Here is a 24,569-nt window from a genome sequence, read left to right on the forward strand (position 1 = left end):
ATGGAAAACCTCAGTTTGACTTGTCCTATTTATATGCTAGCACCAAATAATCAGATCGTCGAACACGTCACCCAACCCGCCTTCGTCGCACCCTTCACGGGTGCGTGGATTGAAATACTGGTAAAATCCCGCAGAAAAAGCGACAGGAAAATGTCGCACCCTTCACGGGTGCGTGGATTGAAATTGAAAATGAAGACGTATTAGAGCCATTCTGGGTTTGTCGCACCCTTCACGGGTGCGTGGATTGAAATTTAAATTAAATGATGAAGAATATTATTGTTTATTTTTGTCGCACCCTTCACGGGTGCGTGGATTGAAATGTACCTGACCGCCGTCATGAAGCTCTGACGCGATAGTGTCGCACCCTTCACGGGTGCGTGGATTGAAATTGCGAATATTTAAATGGTAAAGTACGCGGATCTGACGGTCGCACCCTTCACGGGTGCGTGGATTGAAATATCTATAACCGGGATGGAACGCATAAAGTCGTGACGTCGCACCCTTCACGGGTGCGTGGATTGAAATCGGGATATCCGGGATGGGCTTTTTGTTTATCCATTCGTCGCACCCTTCACGGGTGCGTGGATTGAAATACTTCTATTTCTTCTCCGTTTTCCAACTTTGAAATGTCGCACCCTTCACGGGTGCGTGGATTGAAATCAAGCTGGACATCTACACTCCGCCGATGATTGGCGTCGCACCCTTCACGGGTGCGTGGATTGAAATCTGGACCTGCATCCAAATCCGGACGATTCCGACGTCGCACCCTTCACGGGTGCGTGGATTGAAATGGGTATTGGCTGATAAAGTTGCCGTCTTTGTCCTGTGTCGCACCCTTCACGGGTGCGTGTATTGAAATACATCTCAGGGCACGCAGATGCTCGTCCAGGCTCAGTCGCACCCTTCACGGGTGCGTGGATTAAAATAAGACCAGCGATATTATCGTGGAAAAAGACGAAGAGTCGTGCCCTTCATAGGTGTATAAATTCTGTATAAAAGTGCATCCTATATGAAGAAGTGAATCGAGTCTTAGTTTTATCTTTTCAATGGATTATCATATATAATAGTTACAAATTATAGGTATTTAAATATGTGAAAAGAGGTATATTTTATGGGATATGATGAAGATGATTTTTTGATGATTTCGGGTATACAACATTTTTCATTTTGTCCACGGCAATGGGCTTTAATCCATATAGACCAGGTTTGGGATGAAAATATTAAGACGATAGAAGGTAATATCGTCCATGAAAATTGTCATAATCCGGATTTTGTAGAAAAACGTGGCGAATTTCTTATTTCTCGCGGAATCCGGATTGCTTCGAGGACTTTAGGTGTAACCGGACAGTGTGATGTGGTGGAATTTCACCGGGGCGATAATTGTGGAAGTTGTTTGTATGGACATGATGGCTTATGGATTCCGTTTCCTATTGAATACAAACGAGGAAAAACGAAGGATATTAATGCAGATCGTCTCCAACTATGCTGTCAAGCTATGTGTTTAGAAGAAATGTTGGGTACTCCTATATCTCAGGGAGATTTATATTATCATGAAACACATAGAAGAGAACTCATTGAACTGACAGAGACCTTACGTCAAGAAGTTAGAAAGATGCTGGAAACGATGCATGATTACTTTAAACGTGGGTATATTCCTAAAGTACGGCCTAAAAAGGGCTGCCCCAGTTGTTCTTTGAAAGAAGTCTGTTTGCCCGCTATTTGCAAAAAGAAGTCTGTCCAATCGTATTATGATGCCATGTTAGGAAGTGATAAAGTATGAGAAAATTATTGAATACATTATATGTCATGACTCCGGAAACGTATCTGGCTTTAGAAAACGATAATATTATCATTTTACTGGATGATAAAGTTTTGGGAAAATTTCCAATCCACACGTTGGAACAGATTGTTTATTTTGGCTATAAAGGTGCGTCTCCGGCCTTGATGGGGGAATGTGCTAGAAGAAATATAGGTCTTTGTTTTTATCGCCAAAGTGGCAGATTTTTAGCTAGAATAGTGGGTACGACGCAAGGAAATGTTTTGTTGCGAAAAGAGCAGTATCGCTGTTCCGATAACGAAACACGAAGCTGTCAAATCGCTAAATATTTTATTATTGGAAAAATATTCAATGCCCGGAGTGTACTGGAGAGAACAAAACGGGATCATCCTATGAGTGTTGATATACAATCTTTGAAAGAAATCAGTTCGTCGTTACTTCACTTGGCGAAGAAGGCCAGGAAGTGTTGTGATTTAGATAGCTTGCGCGGTTACGAAGGAGAAGCGGCCAGTTTGTATTTTTCGGTATTTAATAATCTGATTTTACAAAATAAGAATATTTTTTCTTTTGAACAACGAACTAAACGGCCACCTAAGGATCCTGTCAATACGTTACTTTCCTTTTGTTATACTATTTTGGCTAATGACTGCGCATCTGCTTTGGAAGCAGTAGGGCTTGATGCTTATGTAGGATTCTTGCATCGGGACCGGCCAGGACGTATTTCATTAGCCTTGGATTTAATGGAAGAACTTCGTAGTATCTATGCGGATCGTTTTGTTTTAACTCTGATCAACAATCGCAAAATCAATGCTGGGGCCTTTGAACAGCAAGAAAATGGGGCGGTGTTGTTGAATGATAAAGGTAGGAGAATTTTCCTGACAGATTGGCAGAATCGTAAGAAGGATATCATCAAACATCCCTTTTTGGATGAAAAGATACCCTGGGGATTGGTTCCTTTTGTGCAAGCTCAATTATTGGCTAAGGTATTGCGTGGTGATTTAGATGTATATCCTTCGTTTCTATGGAAATGAGATGATAAGAGTATGTTGGTATTAGTAACTTATGATGTCAGTACAGAAGATGACGCCGGAAAACGGCGATTGCATCAGGTTGCCAAACAGTGCGAAAAGTATGGCCAACGGGTACAGAATTCAGTTTTTGAGTGTTTGTTACAACCAGATGAACTGGTTTTGTTGAAACATCAGTTGCTTAAAATTATGGATAAAAATAAAGATAGCATCCGATTCTATAATCTCGGTAAAAAATATCAATCAAAAATAGAGCACTATGGGGCTAAAAATACTTATGATCCGGAAGACATATTGATAGTATAAGGAAATCGGATTGACTGAAAGGAAAGGCATTTTCTATTTGAGTGTCCGTGCGGTGAAATAGTTGATAATTTCTAAATGAGAGATTAAAAGAACTCGATACATACGTCAGTAAAATCTGTGACTACTGTGGGAAATGAGGCCGGGTGAAAGTAATCACACCCTTCTAGGTGCGTGAATTGAAATACACATCAAAACAAATTATTTGTTTTAGAAATAAACCTCTTCCGTATATGAAAGCGGAAGAGGTTCAATGCTCAAAAACTATATTAATTTATTTTCCCTGGCAATATCAGCAACGGCTTCGACGGAAAGTTTCATGTACCGGGCAATCTGCTCAAAGGATAACCTGTCTTTGAGCATTTCGAGTGCGGCTTCCCGTTCTTTTCTTTCAGAATTCCGCTTTTCTTGTTCAACGCCTTTTTCCATGCCCTTTTCCATGGCTCTTTCATAAATTCCTTCGCCTAAGTTACACATCGTGGTTAAATCCTCCTTTCCCCTGGCAGTAAGATCAATATCGTATTCGTCATCATTTAAAAATTATTGTAGCAAATATGCCCGGTTTGTACAATGTAAGTTCTTTTTGTCCTTTCTCGTGATGAAATGCGAGTATGTGGAAAAAGTGTTTTGATTTGCCTCAGCGTTTGTATTATAATAAAAGACGGAATAGTGTAAGACCATCTAGTACCCATTTTAAGGAGTTGTTACGAATGAGATTTACAGAAGATTTAAAAGCCCGTGTTTCCAAGGCACAGAAGAAAATCGTCCTTCCGGAAACCAATAGCCGTCGTGTACTCAAAGCTGCTGAACGTGTACTGGCTGAAGGCTATGCACGCATCGTCCTCGTTGGCAATCTGGACCAGATCAAAAAAGATGCTGCCAAATTCCAGATCGACCTCACCGGTGTAGAAGTCATCAATCCGGCTACCTACTACCGCATGGATGAATTGTGCCAATATTTCGCAAAACGCCGCGAAAAGAAAGGCATGACTGTAGAAAAAGCTCATGAAATCATGATGAACAACAATACTTTCTTTGCTGCCGGCCTCGTCGCTCTCGGTGAAGCTGACGGTGTTGTTTCTGGTGCTGCTACGACTTCGGCTGATGTTATCCGTGCCGGCCTGCAGGTCATCGGACCCCGTAAAGGCAACAAGACTGTATCCAGCGCCTTCATTCTCCTGACCAACACTCCGCAGTATGGTGATAACGGCATCCTCGTCCTCGGCGACTGCGGCGTTATCCCGTATCCGACAGCAGAACAGCTCGCTGATATCGCCTGCATCTGCGTAGAACGTGCACGCCGTACGGTACAGATGCTCAACCCGAAAGTAGCTCTCCTGTCCTATTCGACAAAAGGCTCCGGCTCCGGTGAAACCGTCGATACGGTCCGCCAGGCTGTAGAAATCCTGAAAGAACGCAATGTAGACTTCGACTTCGATGGCGAACTCCAGGCCGATGCTGCCCTCGTTCCGGAAGTCGGCGAACACAAGGCTCCGGGCTCCAAAGTTGCCGGTCATGCCAATGTCCTCATTTTCCCGAACCTCGATGCTGCTAACATTGGTTACAAGATGGTACAGCGTTTTGCCAATGCAACGGCTCTCGGACCTCTGGTACAGGGTCTGGCAAAACCGATCCTCGACTTGTCCCGTGGCTGCTCCACCGAAGATATTGCTGACGTCGTAGCTGTATGCTGCTCCGATGCTATTTCGACAGACATCATGGAAAAAGAAGCGGCTAACGCATAATCTGTGAAAGTATAGTAAAAAAAGAGGTTGTCTTTAAGGCAACCTCTTTTTTGATGCGTCCGGCCCGGACGCACTGGTTTTCTAACTGCTGCAAACTGCAAACTATCCCTTTCCTATCCCTCAGGCCATAGGCGAGGACTGGCCGATGATTTTTTTGCCTTCCAGGAACAGGACCGTCGGATTGGGGACTTTCTTTTCGATGAGATCGACGGCTATGCGCAGGCATTCCTGGCCGATTTCGCCCATGGGGATGTCGATGCGCGACAGGGACGGCACGGTGTAATCGTTGATTTCCGGCATGTTGATGCCGATGGTGAATACTTCTACGTCCTGGGGGACGGCAATTCCCGTTTCGTAGCAGGCAAAGAGCATGCCATGGGCCAATACGTCCGATTCGCAGAACATGGCTTTGGGCATGTTGCCGGCCGATGCCAGTCGTTTGCAGATTTCAAAGGCGCTGGCAGAAGATGTTTCGCACAGGTAGATCCGGTCTTCGCCGATGGGGTATCCCGCTTCTTCGTACGTATCGAGGAAGCCCTGCATCCACTGGCGCATGATGGGGAATGTCGTATCATGGGTCAGGACGCCGGCGTCGTACAGTTCTTTTGCCAGGAAATGGCGGGCGACGCTCTGGCCGACTTTGTAGTTGTCCATGGTGACGCTGCTAAATTTCGGTGATTCCCTGTTGAATAAGACGACCGGGCAGGGCGGCACATAGGTGGTATTGAGAAATTCCATATCCGTATTGGACATGTTGGCGATGATGATGCCGTTGAAGAAATCGTTTTGTGTCGATTTCATCTGTTCTTCCAGATGATCTACTTTATAGGGGATAACGGTCAGGCGGATATTCTTTTTGAGATTCATGATTTCCTGCTGGATGCCCAGAGTGATGCGGGCCAGGTAGTTGATACGGAAGTCCGTAGCCCAGTAAAAGGCGATGGCGTAGCTGTCTTTCTGGGCGGCCCGTAACTTTTTGGCAGACTGGTTGGGCACGTAATTGAGCTGCTGTGCAATGGCGTAAATGCGGGATTGTGTTTCTTTGGAAATCTTTCGTTCTTTTCCCTTACCGTTCAGTACGATAGAAACGGTAGCGATAGAAACGCCGGCTTCCTTAGCAATATCTTTGATAGTTGACAATACAAGCCCCTCCCTTTTAATCCACTTTCTATTTTGACATAAAAAAGGGAAATTTTCAAGTTGTTTTATTGTTGTAACGGGATTGGCGTATTTTTTATGTCCGTTTCCGGTATGATATAATAAAATGAAAAGAATGGAGGGAATAGTATGACTGGTATTGATGCACATATTTCATCGGCCCATATGGTCCTTTCCCGGGATCTCAATCCCCACGATACGCTCTTTGCCGGACAGGGCACGTCGTATATGATTGAATGTGCCTTTTTGGCGGTGCAGAGTTTTCTCCGTACGCCCCATATTGTCTGTCTGGGGCTGGATGGACTGCGCTTCCTTCATCCCGTCCATAAAGGGGACACGATCCGCGTAGATAGTTCCATCGTCTATGCCGGGACGAGCGGTGTCGGCGTGTATATTACCTTGTCGCTCCTGCCGGATGGCCCGGTGGCGGCGTCGTGTTTTGTTTCTTTCGTCCATATCGAAGAAGCCACGGGCCGTGCCGTTCCCCACGGTGTGACCCTGCCGGAGCTCCCGGCTGAGCTTTCCGCCCGGCAGAAGCAGTATCTGGCCTATAAGGAGATGACGAGACGATGAATTTCAAGGACGAAGTAGAAGAACGGCTGCGCAATCTGGCCAAGCCGCCCGGCAGTCTGGGCCTTCTGGAAGAACAGGCGAAGAAGGCTTTTCTGGCCTGGGGATATTTTCCCGGCGAATTTGTACCGAAGCACATCATTTTTGCCGCCGACAACGGGATCTGCCGTTCCGGGGCGGTAGCCCAGCTGCCGGAGATCACGTACATGCAGAGCCGCCATATGGTAGAGGGCACGTCGGCTGTCACGTGTTTCTGCCGCTGCAATCAGATTCCCTGGGAGGTCGTCGATGTCGGCATCGACAGTCCCGATGCGGTCGGGCTGGATTATAAGATCGCCAGGGGAACGAAGGATTTTTCCAAAGAGCCGGCCATGACAGAAGAAGAGCTGCACAAGGCCTTTGATGCCGGAAGGGAACGGGTGCTGGCGGCAAAGCGCAGCGGATATAATTTCCTGTCCTTCGGGGAAATGGGCATCGGCAACACGACGACGTCGTCGGCGGTCCTCATGGCCATCGCGCCCCACGACGCGGCCAGTCTGGTCGGCTACGGATCGGCACGGGGCAATTTCCGCCTCCTCCTGCACAAGCGGGACCTGATCCGCAGGGCTCTCGCCTCTTACGGGCCGCACATTTCTGGCGCCGCCGATGCCCTGCGCTATGTGGGAGGGTTTGATCTGGCGGCCCTGGCATCGGCCATGTGTACCTGTGCCCGGGAGCGGATCCCTTTTTATATCGACGGGTTCATCACGGCGGCGGCTCTGGCCGCGGCGGTACAGATGATGTCCCAGGTGTCCTGGTTTGCCCTGCCGTCGCACATGAGCCGGGAAGCGGGCATGTCCGTAGCCCTGCACGCTGCCGGCATCGATGATTACGATGTGCCGCTGTGGGCCAATCTCTCTCTGGGGGAAGGCACGGGGGCCGTCCTGGCTGTGACCCTCCTGCGGTCTATGTTCTATGCGGTGAATCACATGGCGACTCTCGATGGCATCAATGCCGATGCGGAGCAGCGTCATGCCGATATAGCAGGGAAAGGAGACATGCATCATGGAACTACACGTAGATGAAGAGGTGCGGCAGAAGGCCCGGGCCATTTTTTCCCGGCTGGGACTTTCTGAAGAAGAGGCCGTTACGCTGTTTTATAAACGGACCATCGCCGAAGGACGCCTGCCTTTCGGACGGGCGGAGAACGGGACGGGCCGCATAAAGAAGAAGCGCATGAATGAACGTTTTGCCGAGTGGGATGCCCGCTGAGACGTTGCAGCCTCTCTTTCTCTGTGCTACAATATTTTGTACTGCCGGAAGGGACGGAACAGACTCTTTCGGAAGTGGATTGTATGCAGAAAAATACAGTGCAAAACAAAGGAAGTAGATAGTGTGTTCAATCGTGTAAAACGCAGGGCCTTTGTCCTCCTCCTGGGGGCGGCCTGTATGATGTCTTCTGTTGCTTCAGCCCAGATTTCCAATGACCGCATCGCCATCGGCGGCGTCGGCCCGGGATGTACGCCGGAGTACGTAGAAAGTGTGTACGGCCCGCCGACAAGCCAGGAACAGGGCAGCAACGGAGATCAGACCTATCTGGAATACAATTACAATAACGGCTATATCATCGGCTTCGACGGCTCGGGCAGCCAGGCCGTGGCCGTGACCTGCACGACGGACAATCTGGCGACGCCCGACGGGGTCTCTGTCGGCATGGAAGCCAGTGTCCTTTCGGACAAGTACGGGACAGCGGACCATATTTACAATTTCAATGATAAGTCCCTCTATGTGTATGACGGCACCGATGGCGAACAACTGGCCTTCGACGTGCAGAATTTCTATATTGTCAGCATCAGTGCCCGGATTAATTAAAAAAGACGAAACTGTGCGTATACGGCTACCGGGCCGGGCCTGGAGTATGATATAATAAAACAAATAGTACCAATACAGGCAGGGGCAGCCCGTCAGGCTGCCCGGATTGCCAGGAAAAGAGGAATGGAGATTGCGTAAGACCATAGTGACAGCACTTTGTGCGCTGGCCCTGTCGGCAGGGAGCGCATGGGCGGCCGGCACCGATACAGCCCCGGCAGAAGAAACGGCATTGCGGACCGTCCCGACTCATTTTTCGCAGCGTACCGAAGAGAGCCTGAACGAACAGGCGCCGTCGGGCAGGCGCAGTGGCGGCCAGACCGCTCCGGCGGCCATCGTGACCGTGACGCCTACGACGGGTGCGGCTGCGTCTCCTGCCTCGCCTTCACAGACGACGGCCGTATCGGTTACATCGACTGAGCCGGCAGAAGGACCGCAGGTTTCCCAGGAAAAGAAGATCATGCTCAATCTGGCCAGCCGTATCCTGACGCTCTATGAAGGGAAGACGCCTATATGCATGTATCCCGTAGGGGTAGGCAAAGTCAGTACGCCGACGCCGACGGGGTATTATTCGGTCAGCGAAAAAATCCTGAATCCGACCTGGACCGACCCGGATACGGGCGTGAGCATCAGCTCCGGTCCTGACTGCCCCCTGGGCTACCGCTGGCTCGGCCTCTTTGGCAATTATGGCATCCACGGGACGAACCGCCCCGATTCCATCGGCGGCTATGTCTCCAACGGCTGCGTGCGCATGCATGAAGAAGACGTAGAAGACCTGTATGACCGGGTCAGCGTCGGCACGAGTGTCGATATTTATTACGACCGCATCGTCATCGACCGCGATGACGACCATACCATTTCCTATTATATCTATCCCGACGGATACGGCTGGCAGACCGTGTCGGTACAGGATGTCAAGAAGGCTCTGGCCGGCTATGGCGTCGAAGATTTCGCCGAACCGGCGGCCATTTCTAGCAAGATCGCCGCTTCCGACGGCAATCCGACCTACGTGGCCAAGGCCTATGACCTGTACGTCAATGGGAAGAAGCTGCCCAAACGGGCCCTGGGGAAAGACGGCGTCATCTGGCTGCCGGCCTTTGCCCTCTCGACGGCGACCCATACGGAAGCCGAATGGAGCGGCGCGTCCCAGACTCTGCGGACCAATCACGGCAGTGGTTCCGGTATCGTCCGCAGCGACGTGGTGTACCTCGATGCCGCGACGGCACAGAATCTCTACGGCCTTGCCGGCGGGCTCGGCCCGGATCTGGTATACCGCCTCCAGTCCCGGCCGGTGGTGACCCTCTACGGCGATGGCAGCCAGAAACCGGCAAAACCGGCACAGCCTGTCCGATGATTTTTATTTGACAACAACTCTATATCTGTGATATACTTTGAAAAGTTAGGTGTGCAGTTTCACCTAGCTTTTTTAAGTTACCACATTTTTTCTTGACTTAGCCTGCCGGGTATGGTACATTATATAAGCGGTCCTGCGCACGATGCAGGCTTTTACTATGATTTAAGAGAGGTGTAAGGAATGCGTACAGCTATCACATTGGCATGCACAGAATGCAAACAGCGTAACTATCGGACAAATAAAAACAAAAAGAACAATCCCGATCGTCTGGAACTCAAAAAATATTGCCCGTTCTGCAAAAAAGAAACATTACACAAAGAAACGAAATAAGTTTGAAATAAGATGTGCTTAGTCTTATTTGAATGTGAGAGGTTATATGGCAGCTACAGCATCAAAGAAAGCACAAAAGAATAAGAAAAAGGATGCGAACGGCAAATTTCTCCACGGCGTCAAAGTGGAGCTGAAGAAGGTCATCTGGCCGACGAAAAAAGAATTGATCAATTATACCGTTATGGTCATCGTAGCAACCCTTGTCGTCATGGCTATCATTGCTGTCTCGGACGGTGTATTTGCCCAATTGTTCCGGTTACTCCGAAACGTTGTCGGATAGGAGGCCCGTGCATAGATGGAAACTGATAAGAAATGGTATGTCATCCATACGTATTCCGGTTATGAAAATAAAGTAATGCAGACGCTGGAACGGAAGGTCAAGTCCATGGGGCTCGAAAATGTGATCAACCGCATTCTCGTGCCGATGGAAGACGAAGTGGATATCAAGGACGGCAAGAAGCACGTGGTGAAACGCAAGATTTTCCCCGGCTACGTCCTGGTCGAAATGGAAGTCAATGACCGTTCCTGGTATGTCGTCCGCAATACACCTGGCGTAACGGGGTTTGTCGGTTCGGCCACCAAGCCGATCCCGCTGAATCCGGAGGAAGTAAAACGCATCCTCAAGTCCCAGGGCATCGACGAAAGCGAACCAAAGGTCCATATTTCTGTAGAAGTAGGGGAACAGGTCCGCATTACATCCGGTCCTTTTGAAAACTTCATTGCTACCATTACGGAAATCAATGATGAAAAAGGCACCCTCAAAGGCCTGATTGATATGTTTGGCCGTGAAACTTCAGTAGAAGTTGACTATTCTCAAATCGAGAAGAGTCTGGAATAAATACTTCTAATGCGGCGTTAGCCGCGAGTGGGAGATTCGCATGAATCGTCTGACCACATCTTGTAACGTAAGGAGGTGTAACTCACCATGGCAAAAAAAGTAGCAAGAATGGTAAAACTCCAGTGTGAAGCTGGTAAAGCAACTCCGGCGCCTCCGATTGGCCCTGCATTAGGCCAGGCTGGTGTCAACATTATGGCTTTCGTCAAGGAATTCAACGAACGTACAGCTAAACAGGCTGGCTTCATTATCCCTGTCGAAATCACTGTATATGAAGACCGTTCCTTCACGTTCATTACGAAAACTCCGCCGGCCGCTGTTCTCTTGAAGAAAGCTGCAGGTCTGGAAAAAGCTTCGGGCGAACCGAACAAGAAAAAGGTAGCTAAACTGGGCCGCGACAAAGTCCGCGAAATCGCAACGACTAAGATGCCGGACCTCAACGCCAACGACGTTGAAGCTGCTATGAAAATGATTGAAGGCACTGCCCGCAGCATGGGTATTGAAATCGTCGATTAATCGCCGGTTCAGTCCCGTGGAAGGGGTCAATCCCCGCTAAACCACAAAGGAGGAAAAGTTAGATGGCAAAAGTAGGCAAGAAATACGCGGAAGCCGCCAAACTGGTTGACAAACACAAACAGTATGACGTGACGGAAGCAATCGACATCTTGAAAAAGATGGACACAGCCAAATTTGACGAAACCGTCGAACTGGCTGTCAACCTCAACGTAGATCCGAAATATGCCGATCAGCAGGTTCGTGGCGCTCTGGTTCTGCCCCATGGCATTGGTAAATCCAAGACCGTCCTCGTATTTGCTCAGGGCGACAAAGAAAAAGAAGCTCAGGCTGCCGGCGCTGACTATGTCGGTGCTGATGATCTCATCGAAAAGATCAAAGGTGGCTGGCTTGATTTTGACGTAGCTATCGCAACACCGAACATGATGGGTAAAGTCGGCCGTCTTGGTAAAATCCTCGGCCCGAAAGGCCTCATGCCTAACCCGAAAGTCGGTACGGTTACGATGGACGTAACAAAAGCTGTTAGCGAAAGTAAAGCAGGTAAGGTTGAATACCGTACGGATAAAGCCGGCAATATTCATTCCCCTATCGGCAAGAAATCTTTCGATGCAGATAAATTAGTGGATAACCTGACGACACTCGTTGATACTCTCATCAAAGTAAAACCGTCGGGTGCAAAAGGCCAGTACATCAAATCCATCACCGTAAGCTCCACGATGGGCCCTGGCATCCACATCAACCAGTACAGCATCAAAGGTGCTGTCAAAGAAGACAAATAATATCTCTCTTAGCTGTAGACTGAAGGTATGTATAATGGACTTAGGTCCGCCATCTGAGGCTATGAAACTAGCAGGTATTTCAATTTGACTAGTTCGGTCTCATGTCAGTCGTACATGGGACCGTTTTTATTGCTAAGACGATATAAATCCCAGTTCAAGGAGGTGTATCGAACTCATGTCTATGTATGCAAAACATCAGGTTTCTCCGGCAAAAGCCGCTGTCGTAGAAGAAATGAAAGAAAAACTGCAGTCCGCACAGGGTGCTGTTTTCGTTGGTTTCTCCGGCCTCAGCGTAGCTGATGTCACGAAACTCCGCCGTAAGTTCCGTGAAGGTGGCGTCGAATACAAAGTTGTCAAAAACACACTGACCCGTATCGCTGCCGACGAACTCGGTTTCAATGATCTGGATGCAGTTCTCGAAGGTCCGACCGCTATTGCTTATTCTGCAGAAGATACAGTAGCACCGGCTAAAATCCTGAAAGACTTCATCAAAGAAACAAAGACTGAAGCGCTGACGGTCAAAGCCGGCATCGCTGATGGTCAGGTTATTGATGCAGCTGCTGTCGAAGCTCTGGCAAGCCTGCCGAGCCGCGAAGAACTCCTCGCCAAATTGGTTGGCAGCATGCAGGCTCCTATCTCTGGCCTGGTCAACGTACTCCAGGGCAACATCCGCAATATGGTTTATGTGCTTGATGCTGTACGCGCTAAAAAAGCAGAACAGGAATCTGCTTAATTAGCTTACATACTTAAAAACGAATCTAAAAACTGATACTATGGAGGTATTTTAAAATGACTAAAGAAGAAATCATGGAAGCCATTGAAGGCATGACCGTTCTCGAACTTTCCGAACTCGTAAAAGCTATGGAAGACAAATTCGGCGTATCCGCTGTTGCTCCGGTTGCTGTTGCTGCTGCTCCTGCTGCTGGCGCTGCTCCTGCTGAAGAAAAATCCGAATTCGACGTAATCCTCACCTCTGCTGGTGACAAGAAAATCGGCGTAATCAAAGTTGTCCGCGAAGTAACCGGCCTCGGCCTGAAAGACGCTAAAGCCCTCGTTGATGGCGCTCCGAAAGCTGTTAAAGAAGGCGTTGCCAAAGCTGACGCTGAAGCTCTCAAAGCTAAACTCGAAGAAGCTGGCGCATCTGTCGAACTCAAATAATTTCCTCTGTGAAATGATAAGCTCTGCAACCCGCATACATATGCGGCTTGCAGAGCTTTTTTCATAGGGGAGCAGTAAAAAGAGGAAGCCACCAGCCGCCAGCCACTGACTTTTCTTCAAACTGCAAACTATCTTTCCCTTCCTGTTGCTCTCTTCCTGGAGACAAAACGGCAGAATGACAGGATGCCGGCAAAGATGGTATAATAAAATAACTTAGTCGCTGACCGACTAAGAAAAACGACTAAGATAGCGACTAAGTTATTGATATTATTTTGAAGAGTTGAGCATCCATGCAATGGGGAGAAATAAAAAAATATTCCTAGAAAGGATTAGGCATAAATTATGGGTGAATATAAACCTCCATTCCATATGACGGATAAAATAATGAACTTAGTTGCTGATGTCAGTGAACAGATTGGAAGAATCAAAGTTCTCTCTCATGGTAACGTAAATCCGCACTTGAGGAAAGAAAATAGGATACGGACAATCCATTCGTCGCTGGCTATCGAGCACAATTCCCTTTCTCTTGAACAAGTTACGGCTGTTATCAATGGCAAGCACATCCTTGGGAATCCCAATGAAATCCGAGAAGTGAAAAATGCTTACGATACGTATGAGATGATGCTGGTGCTTAATCCCTATTCGGTAAAGGATTTGCTCAAAGCACATAAGATGATGATGAAAGACCTAATTCCTGAAAATGGAAAATTCCGTTCAGGCGGAGTAGGTGTATTCGATGGTGACGTCGTAGTGCATATGGCTCCCCCGGCAAGTTTAGTGCCGGGAGAAATCCAGGATTTGTTTGCGTGGTATAAGAAATCGGAAATACATCCGCTGGTACGCAGTGCGATTTTTCATTATGAATTTGAGTTTATCCATCCGTTCGCAGATGGAAATGGCCGTATGGGCCGGATGTGGCACAGCCTGCTTCTTGGGAGATGGAATGAAATTTTTTACTGGCTTCCAGTTGAAGAATTGATTCGATCCCGGCAACAGGAATACTATAATGCTCTTAATAAATCAGATAGAGAATCGGATAGCAGTACCTTTGTGGAATTCATGTTGGAAATTTTCCTGGGCACATTGAGGGAAACGACAGTCGTTGGGGATGCAACTGATCCGGCAGGAAAGTCAGGGAATCCGTATGTACAGAAATTACTGGATGTCCTTGGTGATGAGGTATTATCTGCAACTGAGATTATGGAACGTCTTGGACTTTCCCATAGGCCGACATTTCGGAAGAATTACTTAGTTCCAGCTTTAGAGCAGGGAATCATTGAGATGACTATTCCGGAAAAACCGAAAAGTCGTAATCAGCGCTATAGGAAAAAATGACTTAGCCGCTGCCCACCGGCTGCCAGCTGCCAGCCGCTGACTGCTACCTGCTGCTCTTTCATCAAACTTCAAACATCAAACTATCTTTTCCTTTAAACTATCTTTTCCCGTCCTGCGTCCATGAAAGAATCGATGGGGGAAATCTGTCATAAAGATGCATTTATTGAGGTGCGTCTGGCGATTTTTTCCCCGTTTCCCGTTCATAGTCATCGAAATCGATTTTGCTTTCCGAACCGAGTTCCAAGGCTTTTTTATAATACCATTCCTTAAAATCCAGTTCTTCCATGTAGTACTGCAGCTGTTCAATCTGGTCCAGGACAAACTGGCGCTGCTGGCGGATGAGAGCCTGCCGTTCCTTCAGGCTTTCATCGCCACGCTGAGCCAGTTCGGCATATTCGCGGATGCGCTTGATGGGCATGCCCGTATTTTTCAGGCAGGTCAGCAGGTGGAGCCAGCGGATATCCATATCGCTGAAGAGACGGATACCGTTTTTCCGTTCCACCTGGGGCAGCAGCCCTTCTTTGTCATAATAGCGGATGGCAGACGGACTGATGCCAGTCATCTGCGCCGCTTGTGAAATCGTATAAGACATAGTTTATCTCCTTTATTTTAAATACTGACGGTAGAAGGCTTCGATTTTGTCGAAGGGAATGACATCCATTTTATAATACAGGTCGGTGTGGACCGCACCGGGAATGATTAGCAGTTCTTTGTTATTCCCTTTCAGTTTCTTGAAGGCGTCTTCGCTGAAGTACCGGGAGTGGGCTTTTTCCCCGTGGATCATCAGTACGGCGCTTTCGATTTCATCAGCCCGGGACAGAAGGGGCATGTTCATGAAATCGAGCAGGGAACTGAGAGTTGCGCCTGTGGTGGAGCCGAAGGACCGGGGGCTGTAGCCGCGTTTTTCCTGGTAGTAGTCATGATAATCCTTGACGAACTGTGGCGTATCGGCTGTTACTTCTGTGGGGACACCGCCAGCCATTTTATATGTGCCATTCCGGTAATCTTCTGTGCGCTGTGCGCTGATGGCTTTGCGGGCTTCCATCCGTTCTTTTTTCAGGGTGGCTTCATCTTTTTCATAGTCGAAATAGCCATTGGCGATGACCCGGCTCATGTCGTACATGGTAGATGTGACCGTAGCTTTGACGCGCGTATCCATGGCAGCGTCATTCAGGGCAAAGCCGCCCCAGCCACAGATGCCGAGGATGCCGATTTCTTCCGGGTTGATGTTATTGCGGGTGGACAGGTAATCGACGGCGGCAGAAAAATCTTCCGTGTTGATATCCGGTGAGGTCGTATTGCGCGGTTCGCCGGCGCTTTCCCCCGTAAAGGACGGATCAAAAGCCAGGGTGATGAATCCCCGGGCAGCTAATTCCTGGGCATAGCGGCCGGAAACCTGTTCTTTGACAGCCCCATAGGGACCGGCTACGGCAATGGCAGCCAATTTTTCACCTTGTTTCATATCTTTCGGCGTGTAGAGGTCGCCGACTAAAGTAATACCATAGCGATTATGGAAGGTGATTTTTTGATGAGCGACTTTCGTATTTTCCGGGAACGTCTTATCCCATTTATGGGAAAGCGTTGCAGCATCAATGGTTTCAGTTGGTACTTTCGATGGCGTTGGGACCTGGGCGGCATAACTGCTGCCGGCCCCTGCGCCAATGATGAAAAGGAAGCTGCACAGGGCAGCGAGTACCATATTTTTCATGATGCGTTTTCTTAATTTCATAAGTATAGGCCTCCTGTAGGAAAATGTATATATCTTATGACATAAGAATAAGCATTAAAGTTAACTTTAAGTCAAGAGCTTTTTTGAAACTTTCTCCATCGCAAAAAATGGGACTATAAGGATTGCCGGGATTATGGTTTGAAGGAACCGGAAATCATTGATTTTGATGGTGATTTGCGTGTTAACTTGTACCGGACAACTGACCAAACGACTGACCGAACGACTGACCAAACTCCGAAAACTGACCAAACAACAGACCAAAATAACCAAATAACTACCCAAACTAACCAAACTCAAAAAGGAGAGAATCATATGGAATTACAAGAAGTATCGGAACGATCCGCGGCCATCAGAAAGGCCTATCATGAGCTGGAACGGGAGTATCATGGCTCCGAATGGTCGGCAGAGGAAGATGCCCTGGCTTTCCTGACCGATGCCGGACTGGTAGGGCGGCTGACAATGAGTCATGAAGGGCGCTGGCCATCCGATGCAGAAGACAGGCTGCCGTCTAAAATCGGGGAATGTGTATGGTGGCTGGCCGTTCTGGCCGACCGGGCAGGGCTGGACTTTGCCGATTGTGTGCAGCAGTTTCTGGCAGATACCGAACAGGCACTGAAATAACAGGCAGGAAAGTAGGGAGACCTGGTTCTGACATCCGCTGCTAAAGCGGGCAGAATCGCATTGACGAAGACGACAGGATATGTTAGAAGAGTGCCAATTTCATAAGAACACCGCTTCTGTCACCGGACAGGAGAAATGAGGTGTCTGGGAGTTGTCGTAGGTACGGCATGGTTGCATGCTACAAGACAATTCCTGGACACCTCTGTTTTTTTAGGAGGGAATATCATGATTCAAATACGTATGCAGCAGGGAATTTCACAGGACGCCCGGATTATCCGGCAGGAGGTATTTCCTGCGTCCATAAAGAAGGGGACTTTGAGCCTATCTGCATCAAACTTTCAACTTCAAATACAAAAAAAGGGCCACCGCATTTGAGCTGCGAGCTGACCCCCAATCGTTAGACCAAGGATCTAACGATTGGGGGCAGCTCATTTTTTGCTAATGCAATGGCCTCTTTTTTGTATTTGCTCCTAAATTAATTTATTCTGTTTAGCAAGTTTTTCAATCATAGACGACGATAGTTTGCTATACTTTGCCACTTTCTCTAAAGCTACACCATCTTTGAGCATTTCTAAAGCTGATTCTATTTTACCTTCTTGCTTGCCTTTCATTACACCATCTTCATATAATCCTTCTCCTAAGTTGCACATGATTTCCAAATCCTCCTCTCCTTCTTTTGTCAAATCAATCCCAAAATCATTATGCAATGCTGTAATCTTTTCGCTGGCGTTCTTTGACGATTTGAACATCAAATCGAGCAGGTTTATCAGCTGGTCTTTGACTTTGCTGTTTCCCAGATAGACAAAGACGATGCCTATAAGGTCATAATTCTGACAAGGTTCCTTATAACGGTGTAGCAAATGTTGTTCTTTCAGCTGATAGCGGTTAATAGCACTTTTCCCATGTGGGGCTTCCATGCAAATCCAAATAGTATAGATTTTCTTTATTTTATCATAGTCGCTATTGGTGAATTCGGTCCCTTTTTGTGAAGAAATCAATCGGCTGGCATAATAAACAGCTCTTTTTAATAGAGGATAAGTACCACCAGTTTTCTTTTTTGGTTTCAAATGCTTTTGTGCTTCTACATTGATAATCAAGGTAATGATTTCATGGGTCACCGGTGCTTTCGCCCGGAACAAAACATCAAAGACGATGCTCCCTTCCGTTATGCTGTTATCTTCATTCTGTGTCCCTTTGATTTTCGGTGTATCCTGTCGCTCCAAGGCGTGTCGGACCGCGTTCGTCTTGTCTTTAGAGACCGGAACCGTACTGACTTCCGGCTTCCCTTCGATGTAGATATTAGCAATATCGTCGAGGCTGGCCGATTCAAATTCGGGAACAGTCCGTTTCAAGATATAAGCCAGCACCTTTTTCTGCGACAAAACACCTTTAGCTGCTTTATGTAGTCTAGCGCCCCTGCCAGCTGGTCCTTTACGTCCTGTATTATTCCTTCATTCATGGCTGCACCTTCTTGGATTTATTGTATCAGATTTTAAATTCTTTGTGAAATATGATATTTTTGCATATGGAATACGGAGGTATTCATGATTACGTGTGACCAGCCCCTTTTTATCTTATGTGAGTATCTTTACCAGTAAAAATACGGCCAATTATCTTGATTGATGACAAGAGAAGCCCTTCAGCAAATCGAAAAACAGCAGTATCTAGCTGATGGTACTATTTTTTCTGAAGACTACAAACTGCAAACTATCTTTTTCTGCAAACTATCTTTCCCCGGCCTGCGTGCCTTCCTCATTGTCGCTCCTGTTATGAATGGGGTATAATAATCATAATGATACATCGAAGGAGTGACCAAGGTGAAACAGATGACGGATGCAGAGCATAAGAAAGCGGCTAAACAGTTCGTGGAATTCTGGCAGGGCAAAGGCTATGAAAAAGGGCAGTCCCAGCCGTTCTGGCTCTCTCTTTTGCGCGATGTCTTTGGCGTAGAACAGCCGGAACAGTTCATCGAGTTTGAAGATAAAGTGAAGCTGACCCATGACAGCTTTATCGATGGGATGATACCGGCGACAAAGGTACTGATTGAACAGAAGAGCCTGGAAAAAGATTTGTCTAAGCCGATTAAGCAATCCGATGGGACAAAGCTGACTCCCTTTCAACAGGCCAAACGCTATATTTCAGAGTTACCTCTTTCACAGCATCCGCGTTACGTCATCACCTGTAATTTTGCCCAGTTCCGGGTATACGACATGGAACAGCCCAATGGGGAACCGGCTGTCATCGAATTGGCCGATTTGCCCAAAGAATACTATCGCCTGCAATTCATTGCCGATACAGGAAATGTTCATCTGAAAAAGGAACTGGAAGTTTCGATTAAGGCGGGGGAACTGGTGGGGAAGCTTTACGATGCACTCCACGGGCAGTACATTGAACCCGATAGTGAACAGGCCATGAAAAGCCTGAATGTCCTTTGCGTCCGCCTGGTATTCTGTTTATATGCTGAAGATGCCGGGATTTTTGGCGAACATGCCATGTTCCATGATTACCTGGCTTCATTCCGCAATAAAAACATGCGCCGTGCCCTCATTGATCTGTTCCGGGTATTAGACCAGAAGCCGGAAGAACGCGATCCCTATATGGACGATGATTTGGCTGCTTTTCCTTATGTCAACGGAGGATTATTTGCCGATGAAGATATAGAAATCCCAAAGATTACCGACGATATTATCGAAATACTGCTGAAAGAATGCAGTGAGGACTTCGACTGGTCCTCTATCAGTCCGACTATTTTCGGTGCCGTCTTTGAAAGTACACTGAATCCGGAAACGCGCCGTTCTGGTGGGATGCACTATACGAGTATTGAAAACATTCATAAAGTCATCGACCCTCTTTTTTTAGACGATTTGAAGAAAGAATTTCAGACTATCCGGGAGATTAAAGTCAAGAAGACCCGTAACGAACGTCTGCGGGCCTTTCAAGATAAATTGGCATCGCTCCGATTTCTGGATCCTGCGTGTGGGAGCGGAAATTTTCTTACCGAAACGTACTTGTCCCTGCGACGGATAGAAAATGAAATCATCTCACTCATCAATGAAGGAAGCATGGTTCTCGGCGGGCTGGATAATCCTATCAAAATTTCTATCAGCCAGTTCTACGGGATCGAAATCAATGACTTTGCAGTTACCGTTGCAAAAACGGCTTTGTGGATTGCTGAAAGCCAGATGATGAAAGAAACGGAAGATATCGTCCACTTACATCTTGATTTTTTGCCTCTGACGACCAATGCCTTTATCGTCGAAGGAAATGCCCTGCGCTTTGATTGGAAAGAATTGATTGCACCGGATAAGTTAAGCTACATCATGGGTAATCCGCCGTTTATAGCGACAAGTGGAAGAGTATCTCAGAAATTATCTAGTTCTAAAGGAATGTTATCAAATGATCAGAAGCAAGATAAACTACGTATATTGGGGAAGGGAAGCGGTATGATAGACTATGTAGCTTGTTGGCATAAAATAGCAGCAGATTACATGAAAGGTACTAGTATAAAAACTGCATTTGTTTCTACAAACTCTATTTGTCAAGGTCAACAGGTTGCTCCTCTTTGGAAACAATTATTATCTGAAGGATTAGAGATATTTTTTGCATATCAATCTTTTAAATGGAACTCGGAATCTTCAAATGTTGCTACAGTATTTGTTGTAATTATTGGTATAACATATGTTCATGTGAAAGAAAAATATCTTTTTAACAATAATCAGAAAAAGATAGTAAAACATATAAATCCATATCTATTTGATGCACCTGATTTTTATGTGGGAATCCGTAAAAAACCATTGTGTTGTAATGCTCCTATTATGATTTATGGAAATAAGCCTGCTGATCATGGGGGATTAATAATATCTAATGAAGAATATGATGATTTCATAAAAAAAGAACCCAGTTCTAAAAAATATATTAAACAATTTTTGGGAGCTAGGGAATTTATTAATGGAACAGACCGGTATTGCCTATGGTTACTTAATGCTTCTCCCAAAGAATTAAAATCTATGCCTGAGATTTTACGAAGAATAGATAGTGTAAGAAAATACCGTCTCAACAGTACAAAGTTGGCTACAAAAAAATGTGCAGATACGCCTACTTTATTTCAAGAAATACGACAAACAGCAGATGTTGATCATTATATTGCGATTCCAGAAATTTCTTCAGGGAATCGTAGATATGTGCCTATGGGATATCTCGATTCAAATACGATTATTAGCAACAAGTTACAGTTTATACCTAATGCTACTTTGTTTCATTTTGGCGTTTTGACCAGTGATGTTCATATGGCATGGATGAGGGCTGTTTGTGGTTATTATGGTCCGAGTTATGATTATTCTGCTAATATCGTCTACAACAATTTCCCATGGCCGACACCGACAGATGCCCAGCGGGCTAAGATTGAAACGACGGCACAGGCTATCTTAGATGCCCGGGCTGACTATCCCGACGCCAACCTGGCTGATCTCTACGATGAACTGACCATGCCGCCAGAACTTCGCAAAGCCCATCAGGAAAATGACAAAGCCGTCATGGAAGCCTATGGATTCGATTGGCGTCACATGAGCGAATCCGATTGTGTGGCGGCATTGATGAAACTGTATCAGCAGCTTGTAACTGCTAATTCATGACCAACGATTGATACTATTTTTTTAACCTGATTCTGCAAGAAGTCTCCCGCCTCTTTAGGCGGTGAGATGAATTGCAGGTTTTTCTGAGGGCTCGATGCCATCAGAAAAACAATGGCTTCGCAAGTTGATTTGCAGTATAATCAGTAGTAAGAGTGAAAGGATTTGGAAAGTCAAGGCAGGTGATGATAGTGAATAAGGCATATCGTTACAGGCTCTACCCGACAAGGGAACAGAAAATTATGTTTGCCAAGACCTTCGGCTGTGTTCGATTCATCTATAACAAAATGTTGAGTGACCGCCTTGACTATTATAAGGAAACCGGCCAAAAGCTGAATAACACGCCTGCGCAGTACAAGGAAGACTTCCCTTGGCTAAAGGAAGTAGATAGTTTAGCCCTTGCCAATGCCCAAATGAATCTGAATAAGGCCTACAGCCACTTTTGGAATGACAGCCAGCATTTCGGCAAGCCGCGCTTCAAGTCCAAGAAGAATAGCCGTGCTTCATATTCCACGAACAACCAGAAGGGTTCTGTCCGAATCGAGGGCCATAAGGTGAAACTGCCGAAAGTCGGCTGGGTGAAATTATGCCAGCATCGTCCCTTGCCGGAGAACAGTATCATAAAGACCGTAACCATCAGCCAGACGCCATCAGGAAAATACTATATCAGTATGCTGGTGGAGTATGAAAACCAAATACTCCCTGTCATACCGAAGATCTTCCTGGGGCTGGATTTTGCGATGCACGGCTTGTATGTGGCTTCCGATGAGGAGGATGCTAAATATCCCGATTTCCTGCGAGAGGCAGAGAAAAGACTGGCTAAGGCGCAGCAGAAGCTATCCAAGAAACAAAAAGGAAGTCACAACAGAGAAAAACAAAGGCTGCGCGTAGCTATTCTCCATGAGAAAGTGGCCAATCAACGCCGGGATTTCCTGCATAAGAAGGCCCGCTACCTCGCAGACCACTATGACGCTATTGGTATTGAGGATATCAGCGTCAAAGCGATGGCAAAGCGGAAAAAGGGTGGCAAGTTCAGCTTTGGCAAATCCGTAGCGGACAATGGCTGGAATCTGTTCACGAACATGCTGGAGTACAAGCTGGCTTGGCAAGGCAAACAGCTTATCAAGATAGACAAGTGGTATCCAAGCAGCCAGCTGTGCCATGTTTGCGGATATCAGAACCACGAAACCAAGGACTTGTCTGTAAGGGAATGGGATTGCCCTAAATGTGGAAGTCACCATAATCGCGATAAAAACGCGGCCATCAATATCCGAGAAGAAGCCAGGCGAATATCAGCCTGACGTAATCCATAAAATACCGTGGGGCGTACGGGAATCTACGCCTGTGGAGAGTGTGTAAGCCGCCGCAACTCTTTGGAGTCAGTGGCGCTGTTCTCGTTGAAGCAGGAAGCTCCCGCCTCTATAGGTGGGAGTACGTTCACTGGAGCTATTCCCGTTTTGTAGTATAATTTAGAAATTGTTCCTGTGTATATAATAAGAAAACGGGACAGGGAAGAGGTGGAAGATGAGGTCCATCGGACAGTTGATACGAGAGAATATGGTTCTATTTCTGGCAGGGACAGCGGCGCTGGTATCGATGATCGTCGTGCCGCCGACGGCTGCCTATGCCGGGTATATCAATATGCCTGTACTGTCCGTCTTGTTCTGCCTTATGGTCGTCATCGGTGGCTTGCGGGAAAGCGGTGTCTTTGCAGCTGTGCTGGCGCGCCTCCTGCTCAGGCTGGGAACGATGCGCCAGCTGGCTGCCGTCCTCATATTTTCCTGCTTCTTTGTCAGTATGTGGGTGACAAATGACGTGTCCCTTCTGACCTTTGTGCCATTTTCCCTGATGGCCCTGCCCAGGATTTCCAGTGAAAGACAGATTGCCCTGGTCATCGTCCTGCAGACTCTGGCCGCCAATCTGGGTAGTATGTGTACGCCTGTAGGAAATCCGCAGAATCTGTATCTTTATTTCTACTACGGTATGGATCTGGGAACGTTTCTGTCGCTGCTTTTGCCGTATACGCTGGTATCTCTCGCGCTGCTGGTCCTGTCGGTCTTTCTGCTGCCGGGAACGCCTATCCCTGTGTCGGCGCGGCTGGCTGCCCGGCGCACCCGGAATCTGCCCGTACTGGCACCGCCACGGCAGCTCTGGCTCCTGGGAGGGATGTTTTCCCTTTCCCTGCTCACCGTGGCCCACGTACTCGATTACCGACTTACCCTGGCCATCGTCGCCGCCGTCACGGCCCTGACCCGGCCACGGTATTTCCGTTACGCCGATTACCGCCTCCTGGGCACCTTTGTCGCTTTTTTCGTGCTCATCGGCAATATGAGCCAGCTGACGGCTTTCCGGGAGATACTGACGGGATATCTGGCCGGTCATGAGTTCCTCATAGCCCTCCTGGCCAGCCAGATCATCAGCAATGTGCCGGCTGCCGTCCTACTGTCGGGGTTTACGGATCAAGGGGCAGCACTGCTCCTCGGGACGGATATTGGCGGGCTGGGGACACTGGTGGCATCTATGGCCAGCCTTATTTCCTATGGCATGTTCGTCCGGGCCTGTCCCCGTCAGCAGGGATGGTATCTGAAATTATTTACCCTGCTTAACCTGGCCTATCTGCTGGTACTGGTCCTGTTTGCCTGGCTGTACGATCCGTATTTATATTGACGAAGACGACAGGATATGTTAAAATAATGCCAATTTCATAAGAACACCGCTTCTGTCACCGGACAGGAGAAATGAGGTGTCTGGGAGTTGTCGTAGGTACGGCATGGCTACATGCTATAAGACAATTCCTGGACACCTCTGTTTTTTTTGGGTCTAGTCCAACTTTTGTGGTTGGGCTAGACCTTTTTTTG

At 47.4% G+C, this 24,569-nt stretch carries 27 protein-coding genes and 1 CRISPR repeat array; of the genes, 22 read left to right on the forward strand and 5 right to left on the reverse strand.

Features of this window, described 5'->3' with window-relative positions; all coding sequences use genetic code 11:
* Positions 1-84: 84 nt before the first annotated feature.
* Positions 85-926: direct repeats of the CRISPR family, unit length 32 nt; unit sequence GTCGCACCCTTCACGGGTGCGTGGATTGAAAT.
* Positions 927-1,111: 185 nt separating this feature from the next.
* The 3 genes from cas4 to cas2 are packed head-to-tail and all read left to right on the forward strand — an operon-like array spanning position 1,112 to position 3,111.
* Positions 1,112-1,780: a CRISPR-associated protein Cas4 gene (gene cas4, locus DW949_RS12145; RefSeq protein ID WP_118023478.1), complete on the forward strand. Its 669-nt coding sequence runs from the start codon at positions 1,112-1,114 to the stop codon at positions 1,778-1,780.
* Complete coding sequence (gene cas1c / locus DW949_RS12150) at positions 1,777-2,808, forward strand: type I-C CRISPR-associated endonuclease Cas1c (protein WP_118023479.1); 1,032 nt, start codon at positions 1,777-1,779, stop codon at positions 2,806-2,808. Before cas4 ends, cas1c begins: the two co-directional genes overlap by 4 nt.
* A gap of 12 nt (positions 2,809-2,820) precedes the next feature.
* Positions 2,821-3,111, forward strand: coding sequence for a CRISPR-associated endonuclease Cas2 (cas2, locus tag DW949_RS12155; protein ID WP_118023480.1), 291 nt, complete (start codon positions 2,821-2,823; stop codon positions 3,109-3,111).
* Positions 3,112-3,372: 261 nt separating this feature from the next.
* Here the strand turns inward: cas2 and DW949_RS12160 are convergent, their stop codons facing one another.
* On the reverse strand, positions 3,373-3,585 hold the full coding sequence (locus tag DW949_RS12160; protein WP_233539594.1) for a hypothetical protein: 213 nt from the start codon (positions 3,583-3,585) through the stop codon (positions 3,373-3,375).
* 233 nt (positions 3,586-3,818) lie between these two features.
* On the opposite strand from DW949_RS12160, the gene pta reads away from it, so the two are divergent.
* Positions 3,819-4,853, forward strand: coding sequence for a phosphate acetyltransferase (gene pta, locus DW949_RS12165; protein ID WP_118023482.1), 1,035 nt, complete (start codon positions 3,819-3,821; stop codon positions 4,851-4,853).
* Between the two features lie 120 nt (positions 4,854-4,973).
* On the opposite strand, the gene DW949_RS12170 is transcribed toward pta, so the two are convergent.
* Positions 4,974-5,993 (reverse strand): LacI family DNA-binding transcriptional regulator, encoded by a 1,020-nt coding sequence (locus tag DW949_RS12170; protein WP_118023483.1) that lies wholly within the window; start codon positions 5,991-5,993, stop codon positions 4,974-4,976.
* Between the two features lie 147 nt (positions 5,994-6,140).
* Between DW949_RS12170 and DW949_RS12175 the strand changes: the two genes are divergently transcribed.
* The 13 genes from DW949_RS12175 (at position 6,141) to DW949_RS12235 (ending at position 14,733) form a co-directional block, all read left to right on the forward strand.
* Complete coding sequence (locus tag DW949_RS12175; RefSeq protein WP_118023484.1) at positions 6,141-6,584, forward strand: acyl-CoA thioesterase; 444 nt, start codon at positions 6,141-6,143, stop codon at positions 6,582-6,584.
* Complete coding sequence (locus tag DW949_RS12180; protein ID WP_118023485.1) at positions 6,581-7,645, forward strand: nicotinate-nucleotide--dimethylbenzimidazole phosphoribosyltransferase; 1,065 nt, start codon at positions 6,581-6,583, stop codon at positions 7,643-7,645. The genes DW949_RS12175 and DW949_RS12180 overlap by 4 nt, the downstream gene beginning before the upstream one ends.
* Positions 7,626-7,832: a type II toxin-antitoxin system RelB/DinJ family antitoxin gene (locus DW949_RS12185; RefSeq protein ID WP_118023497.1), complete on the forward strand. Its 207-nt coding sequence runs from the start codon at positions 7,626-7,628 to the stop codon at positions 7,830-7,832. Before DW949_RS12180 ends, DW949_RS12185 begins: the two co-directional genes overlap by 20 nt.
* Positions 7,833-7,955: 123 nt before the next feature.
* The gene (locus tag DW949_RS12190) at positions 7,956-8,432 is read left to right on the forward strand and encodes a hypothetical protein (RefSeq protein ID WP_118023486.1); all 477 of its coding nucleotides are present in this window, start codon (positions 7,956-7,958) and stop codon (positions 8,430-8,432) included.
* A gap of 130 nt (positions 8,433-8,562) precedes the next feature.
* On the forward strand, positions 8,563-9,783 hold the full coding sequence (locus DW949_RS12195) for a L,D-transpeptidase (protein WP_233539595.1): 1,221 nt from the start codon (positions 8,563-8,565) through the stop codon (positions 9,781-9,783).
* A 180-nt stretch (positions 9,784-9,963) separates the two neighbouring features.
* A complete protein-coding gene (rpmG, locus tag DW949_RS12200) occupies positions 9,964-10,113 on the forward strand; it encodes a 50S ribosomal protein L33 (protein ID WP_014015374.1) in 150 nt (49 codons plus the stop codon).
* Between the two features lie 46 nt (positions 10,114-10,159).
* Positions 10,160-10,393 carry a preprotein translocase subunit SecE gene (gene secE, locus DW949_RS12205; RefSeq protein ID WP_118023487.1) on the forward strand — a complete coding sequence of 78 codons (234 nt, stop codon included), beginning with the start codon at positions 10,160-10,162 and terminating at the stop codon, positions 10,391-10,393.
* Between the two features lie 15 nt (positions 10,394-10,408).
* Positions 10,409-10,951, forward strand: coding sequence for a transcription termination/antitermination protein NusG (gene nusG, locus DW949_RS12210; RefSeq protein ID WP_059076482.1), 543 nt, complete (start codon positions 10,409-10,411; stop codon positions 10,949-10,951).
* A gap of 87 nt (positions 10,952-11,038) precedes the next feature.
* Positions 11,039-11,464 carry a 50S ribosomal protein L11 gene (gene rplK, locus DW949_RS12215; RefSeq protein WP_059076483.1) on the forward strand — a complete coding sequence of 142 codons (426 nt, stop codon included), beginning with the start codon at positions 11,039-11,041 and terminating at the stop codon, positions 11,462-11,464.
* 62 nt (positions 11,465-11,526) lie between these two features.
* Positions 11,527-12,240: a 50S ribosomal protein L1 gene (rplA, locus tag DW949_RS12220; protein ID WP_118023488.1), complete on the forward strand. Its 714-nt coding sequence runs from the start codon at positions 11,527-11,529 to the stop codon at positions 12,238-12,240.
* A gap of 175 nt (positions 12,241-12,415) precedes the next feature.
* Positions 12,416-12,973, forward strand: a complete 558-nt coding sequence (gene rplJ / locus DW949_RS12225; RefSeq protein WP_118023489.1) for a 50S ribosomal protein L10 — start codon at positions 12,416-12,418, stop codon at positions 12,971-12,973.
* Positions 12,974-13,029: 56 nt separating this feature from the next.
* Positions 13,030-13,398, forward strand: a complete 369-nt coding sequence (gene rplL, locus DW949_RS12230; protein WP_118023490.1) for a 50S ribosomal protein L7/L12 — start codon at positions 13,030-13,032, stop codon at positions 13,396-13,398.
* A gap of 342 nt (positions 13,399-13,740) precedes the next feature.
* The gene (locus DW949_RS12235; protein WP_118023491.1) at positions 13,741-14,733 is read left to right on the forward strand and encodes a Fic family protein; all 993 of its coding nucleotides are present in this window, start codon (positions 13,741-13,743) and stop codon (positions 14,731-14,733) included.
* A 160-nt stretch (positions 14,734-14,893) separates the two neighbouring features.
* On the opposite strand, the gene DW949_RS12240 is transcribed toward DW949_RS12235, so the two are convergent.
* On the reverse strand, positions 14,894-15,325 hold the full coding sequence (locus DW949_RS12240; protein ID WP_118023492.1) for a MerR family transcriptional regulator: 432 nt from the start codon (positions 15,323-15,325) through the stop codon (positions 14,894-14,896).
* 12 nt (positions 15,326-15,337) lie between these two features.
* The gene (locus DW949_RS12245; protein ID WP_118023493.1) at positions 15,338-16,462 is read right to left on the reverse strand and encodes an alpha/beta hydrolase; all 1,125 of its coding nucleotides are present in this window, start codon (positions 16,460-16,462) and stop codon (positions 15,338-15,340) included.
* Positions 16,463-16,774: 312 nt separating this feature from the next.
* On the opposite strand from DW949_RS12245, the gene DW949_RS12250 reads away from it, so the two are divergent.
* Together DW949_RS12250 and DW949_RS13840 are read left to right on the forward strand one after the other, a co-directional pair.
* Entirely contained in the window at positions 16,775-17,083 is a 309-nt protein-coding gene (locus DW949_RS12250) for a MazG-like protein (RefSeq protein ID WP_118023499.1), read from the forward strand.
* 225 nt (positions 17,084-17,308) lie between these two features.
* Positions 17,309-17,458 (forward strand): hypothetical protein, encoded by a 150-nt coding sequence (locus DW949_RS13840; protein WP_233539596.1) that lies wholly within the window; start codon positions 17,309-17,311, stop codon positions 17,456-17,458.
* Positions 17,459-17,553: 95 nt separating this feature from the next.
* On the opposite strand, the gene DW949_RS13845 is transcribed toward DW949_RS13840, so the two are convergent.
* Positions 17,554-18,465: an Rpn family recombination-promoting nuclease/putative transposase gene (locus tag DW949_RS13845; protein WP_233539597.1), complete on the reverse strand. Its 912-nt coding sequence runs from the start codon at positions 18,463-18,465 to the stop codon at positions 17,554-17,556.
* Between the two features lie 444 nt (positions 18,466-18,909).
* Between DW949_RS13845 and DW949_RS12265 the strand changes: the two genes are divergently transcribed.
* From DW949_RS12265 to DW949_RS12280, 3 genes are all read left to right on the forward strand, one after another.
* On the forward strand, positions 18,910-21,714 hold the full coding sequence (locus tag DW949_RS12265; RefSeq protein WP_118023501.1) for a DNA methyltransferase: 2,805 nt from the start codon (positions 18,910-18,912) through the stop codon (positions 21,712-21,714).
* 182 nt (positions 21,715-21,896) lie between these two features.
* Positions 21,897-23,012, forward strand: a complete 1,116-nt coding sequence (locus DW949_RS12270) for an RNA-guided endonuclease TnpB family protein (RefSeq protein ID WP_118023494.1) — start codon at positions 21,897-21,899, stop codon at positions 23,010-23,012.
* Between the two features lie 241 nt (positions 23,013-23,253).
* Complete coding sequence (locus DW949_RS12280; RefSeq protein WP_233539599.1) at positions 23,254-24,378, forward strand: SLC13 family permease; 1,125 nt, start codon at positions 23,254-23,256, stop codon at positions 24,376-24,378.
* The last annotated feature ends 191 nt before the right edge of the window (positions 24,379-24,569 follow it).

It is taken from the genome of Megasphaera sp. AM44-1BH, from assembly GCF_003467125.1.
Classification (GTDB): domain Bacteria; phylum Bacillota; class Negativicutes; order Veillonellales; family Megasphaeraceae; genus Megasphaera.

What these genes read in the sequence shown, in the direction of transcription:
- cas4 (WP_118023478.1), top strand. Translation starts at nt 1,112, where the DNA reads ATGGGATATGATGAAGATGATTTTTTGATGATTTCGGGTATACAACAT.
- cas1c (WP_118023479.1), top strand. Translation starts at nt 1,777, where the DNA reads ATGAGAAAATTATTGAATACATTATATGTCATGACTCCGGAAACGTAT.
- cas2 (WP_118023480.1), top strand. Translation starts at nt 2,821, where the DNA reads ATGTTGGTATTAGTAACTTATGATGTCAGTACAGAAGATGACGCCGGA.
- DW949_RS12160 (WP_233539594.1), bottom strand. Translation starts at nt 3,585, where the DNA reads ATGTGTAACTTAGGCGAAGGAATTTATGAAAGAGCCATGGAAAAGGGC.
- pta (WP_118023482.1), top strand. Translation starts at nt 3,819, where the DNA reads ATGAGATTTACAGAAGATTTAAAAGCCCGTGTTTCCAAGGCACAGAAG.
- DW949_RS12175 (WP_118023484.1), top strand. Translation starts at nt 6,141, where the DNA reads ATGACTGGTATTGATGCACATATTTCATCGGCCCATATGGTCCTTTCC.
- DW949_RS12180 (WP_118023485.1), top strand. Translation starts at nt 6,581, where the DNA reads ATGAATTTCAAGGACGAAGTAGAAGAACGGCTGCGCAATCTGGCCAAG.
- DW949_RS12185 (WP_118023497.1), top strand. Translation starts at nt 7,626, where the DNA reads ATGGAACTACACGTAGATGAAGAGGTGCGGCAGAAGGCCCGGGCCATT.
- rpmG (WP_014015374.1), top strand. Translation starts at nt 9,964, where the DNA reads ATGCGTACAGCTATCACATTGGCATGCACAGAATGCAAACAGCGTAAC.
- secE (WP_118023487.1), top strand. Translation starts at nt 10,160, where the DNA reads ATGGCAGCTACAGCATCAAAGAAAGCACAAAAGAATAAGAAAAAGGAT.
- nusG (WP_059076482.1), top strand. Translation starts at nt 10,409, where the DNA reads ATGGAAACTGATAAGAAATGGTATGTCATCCATACGTATTCCGGTTAT.
- rplK (WP_059076483.1), top strand. Translation starts at nt 11,039, where the DNA reads ATGGCAAAAAAAGTAGCAAGAATGGTAAAACTCCAGTGTGAAGCTGGT.
- rplA (WP_118023488.1), top strand. Translation starts at nt 11,527, where the DNA reads ATGGCAAAAGTAGGCAAGAAATACGCGGAAGCCGCCAAACTGGTTGAC.
- rplJ (WP_118023489.1), top strand. Translation starts at nt 12,416, where the DNA reads ATGTCTATGTATGCAAAACATCAGGTTTCTCCGGCAAAAGCCGCTGTC.
- rplL (WP_118023490.1), top strand. Translation starts at nt 13,030, where the DNA reads ATGACTAAAGAAGAAATCATGGAAGCCATTGAAGGCATGACCGTTCTC.
- DW949_RS12235 (WP_118023491.1), top strand. Translation starts at nt 13,741, where the DNA reads ATGGGTGAATATAAACCTCCATTCCATATGACGGATAAAATAATGAAC.
- DW949_RS12240 (WP_118023492.1), bottom strand. Translation starts at nt 15,325, where the DNA reads ATGTCTTATACGATTTCACAAGCGGCGCAGATGACTGGCATCAGTCCG.
- DW949_RS12245 (WP_118023493.1), bottom strand. Translation starts at nt 16,462, where the DNA reads ATGAAATTAAGAAAACGCATCATGAAAAATATGGTACTCGCTGCCCTG.
- DW949_RS12250 (WP_118023499.1), top strand. Translation starts at nt 16,775, where the DNA reads ATGGAATTACAAGAAGTATCGGAACGATCCGCGGCCATCAGAAAGGCC.
- DW949_RS13840 (WP_233539596.1), top strand. Translation starts at nt 17,309, where the DNA reads ATGATTCAAATACGTATGCAGCAGGGAATTTCACAGGACGCCCGGATT.
- DW949_RS12265 (WP_118023501.1), top strand. Translation starts at nt 18,910, where the DNA reads ATGACGGATGCAGAGCATAAGAAAGCGGCTAAACAGTTCGTGGAATTC.
- DW949_RS12270 (WP_118023494.1), top strand. Translation starts at nt 21,897, where the DNA reads ATGATAGTGAATAAGGCATATCGTTACAGGCTCTACCCGACAAGGGAA.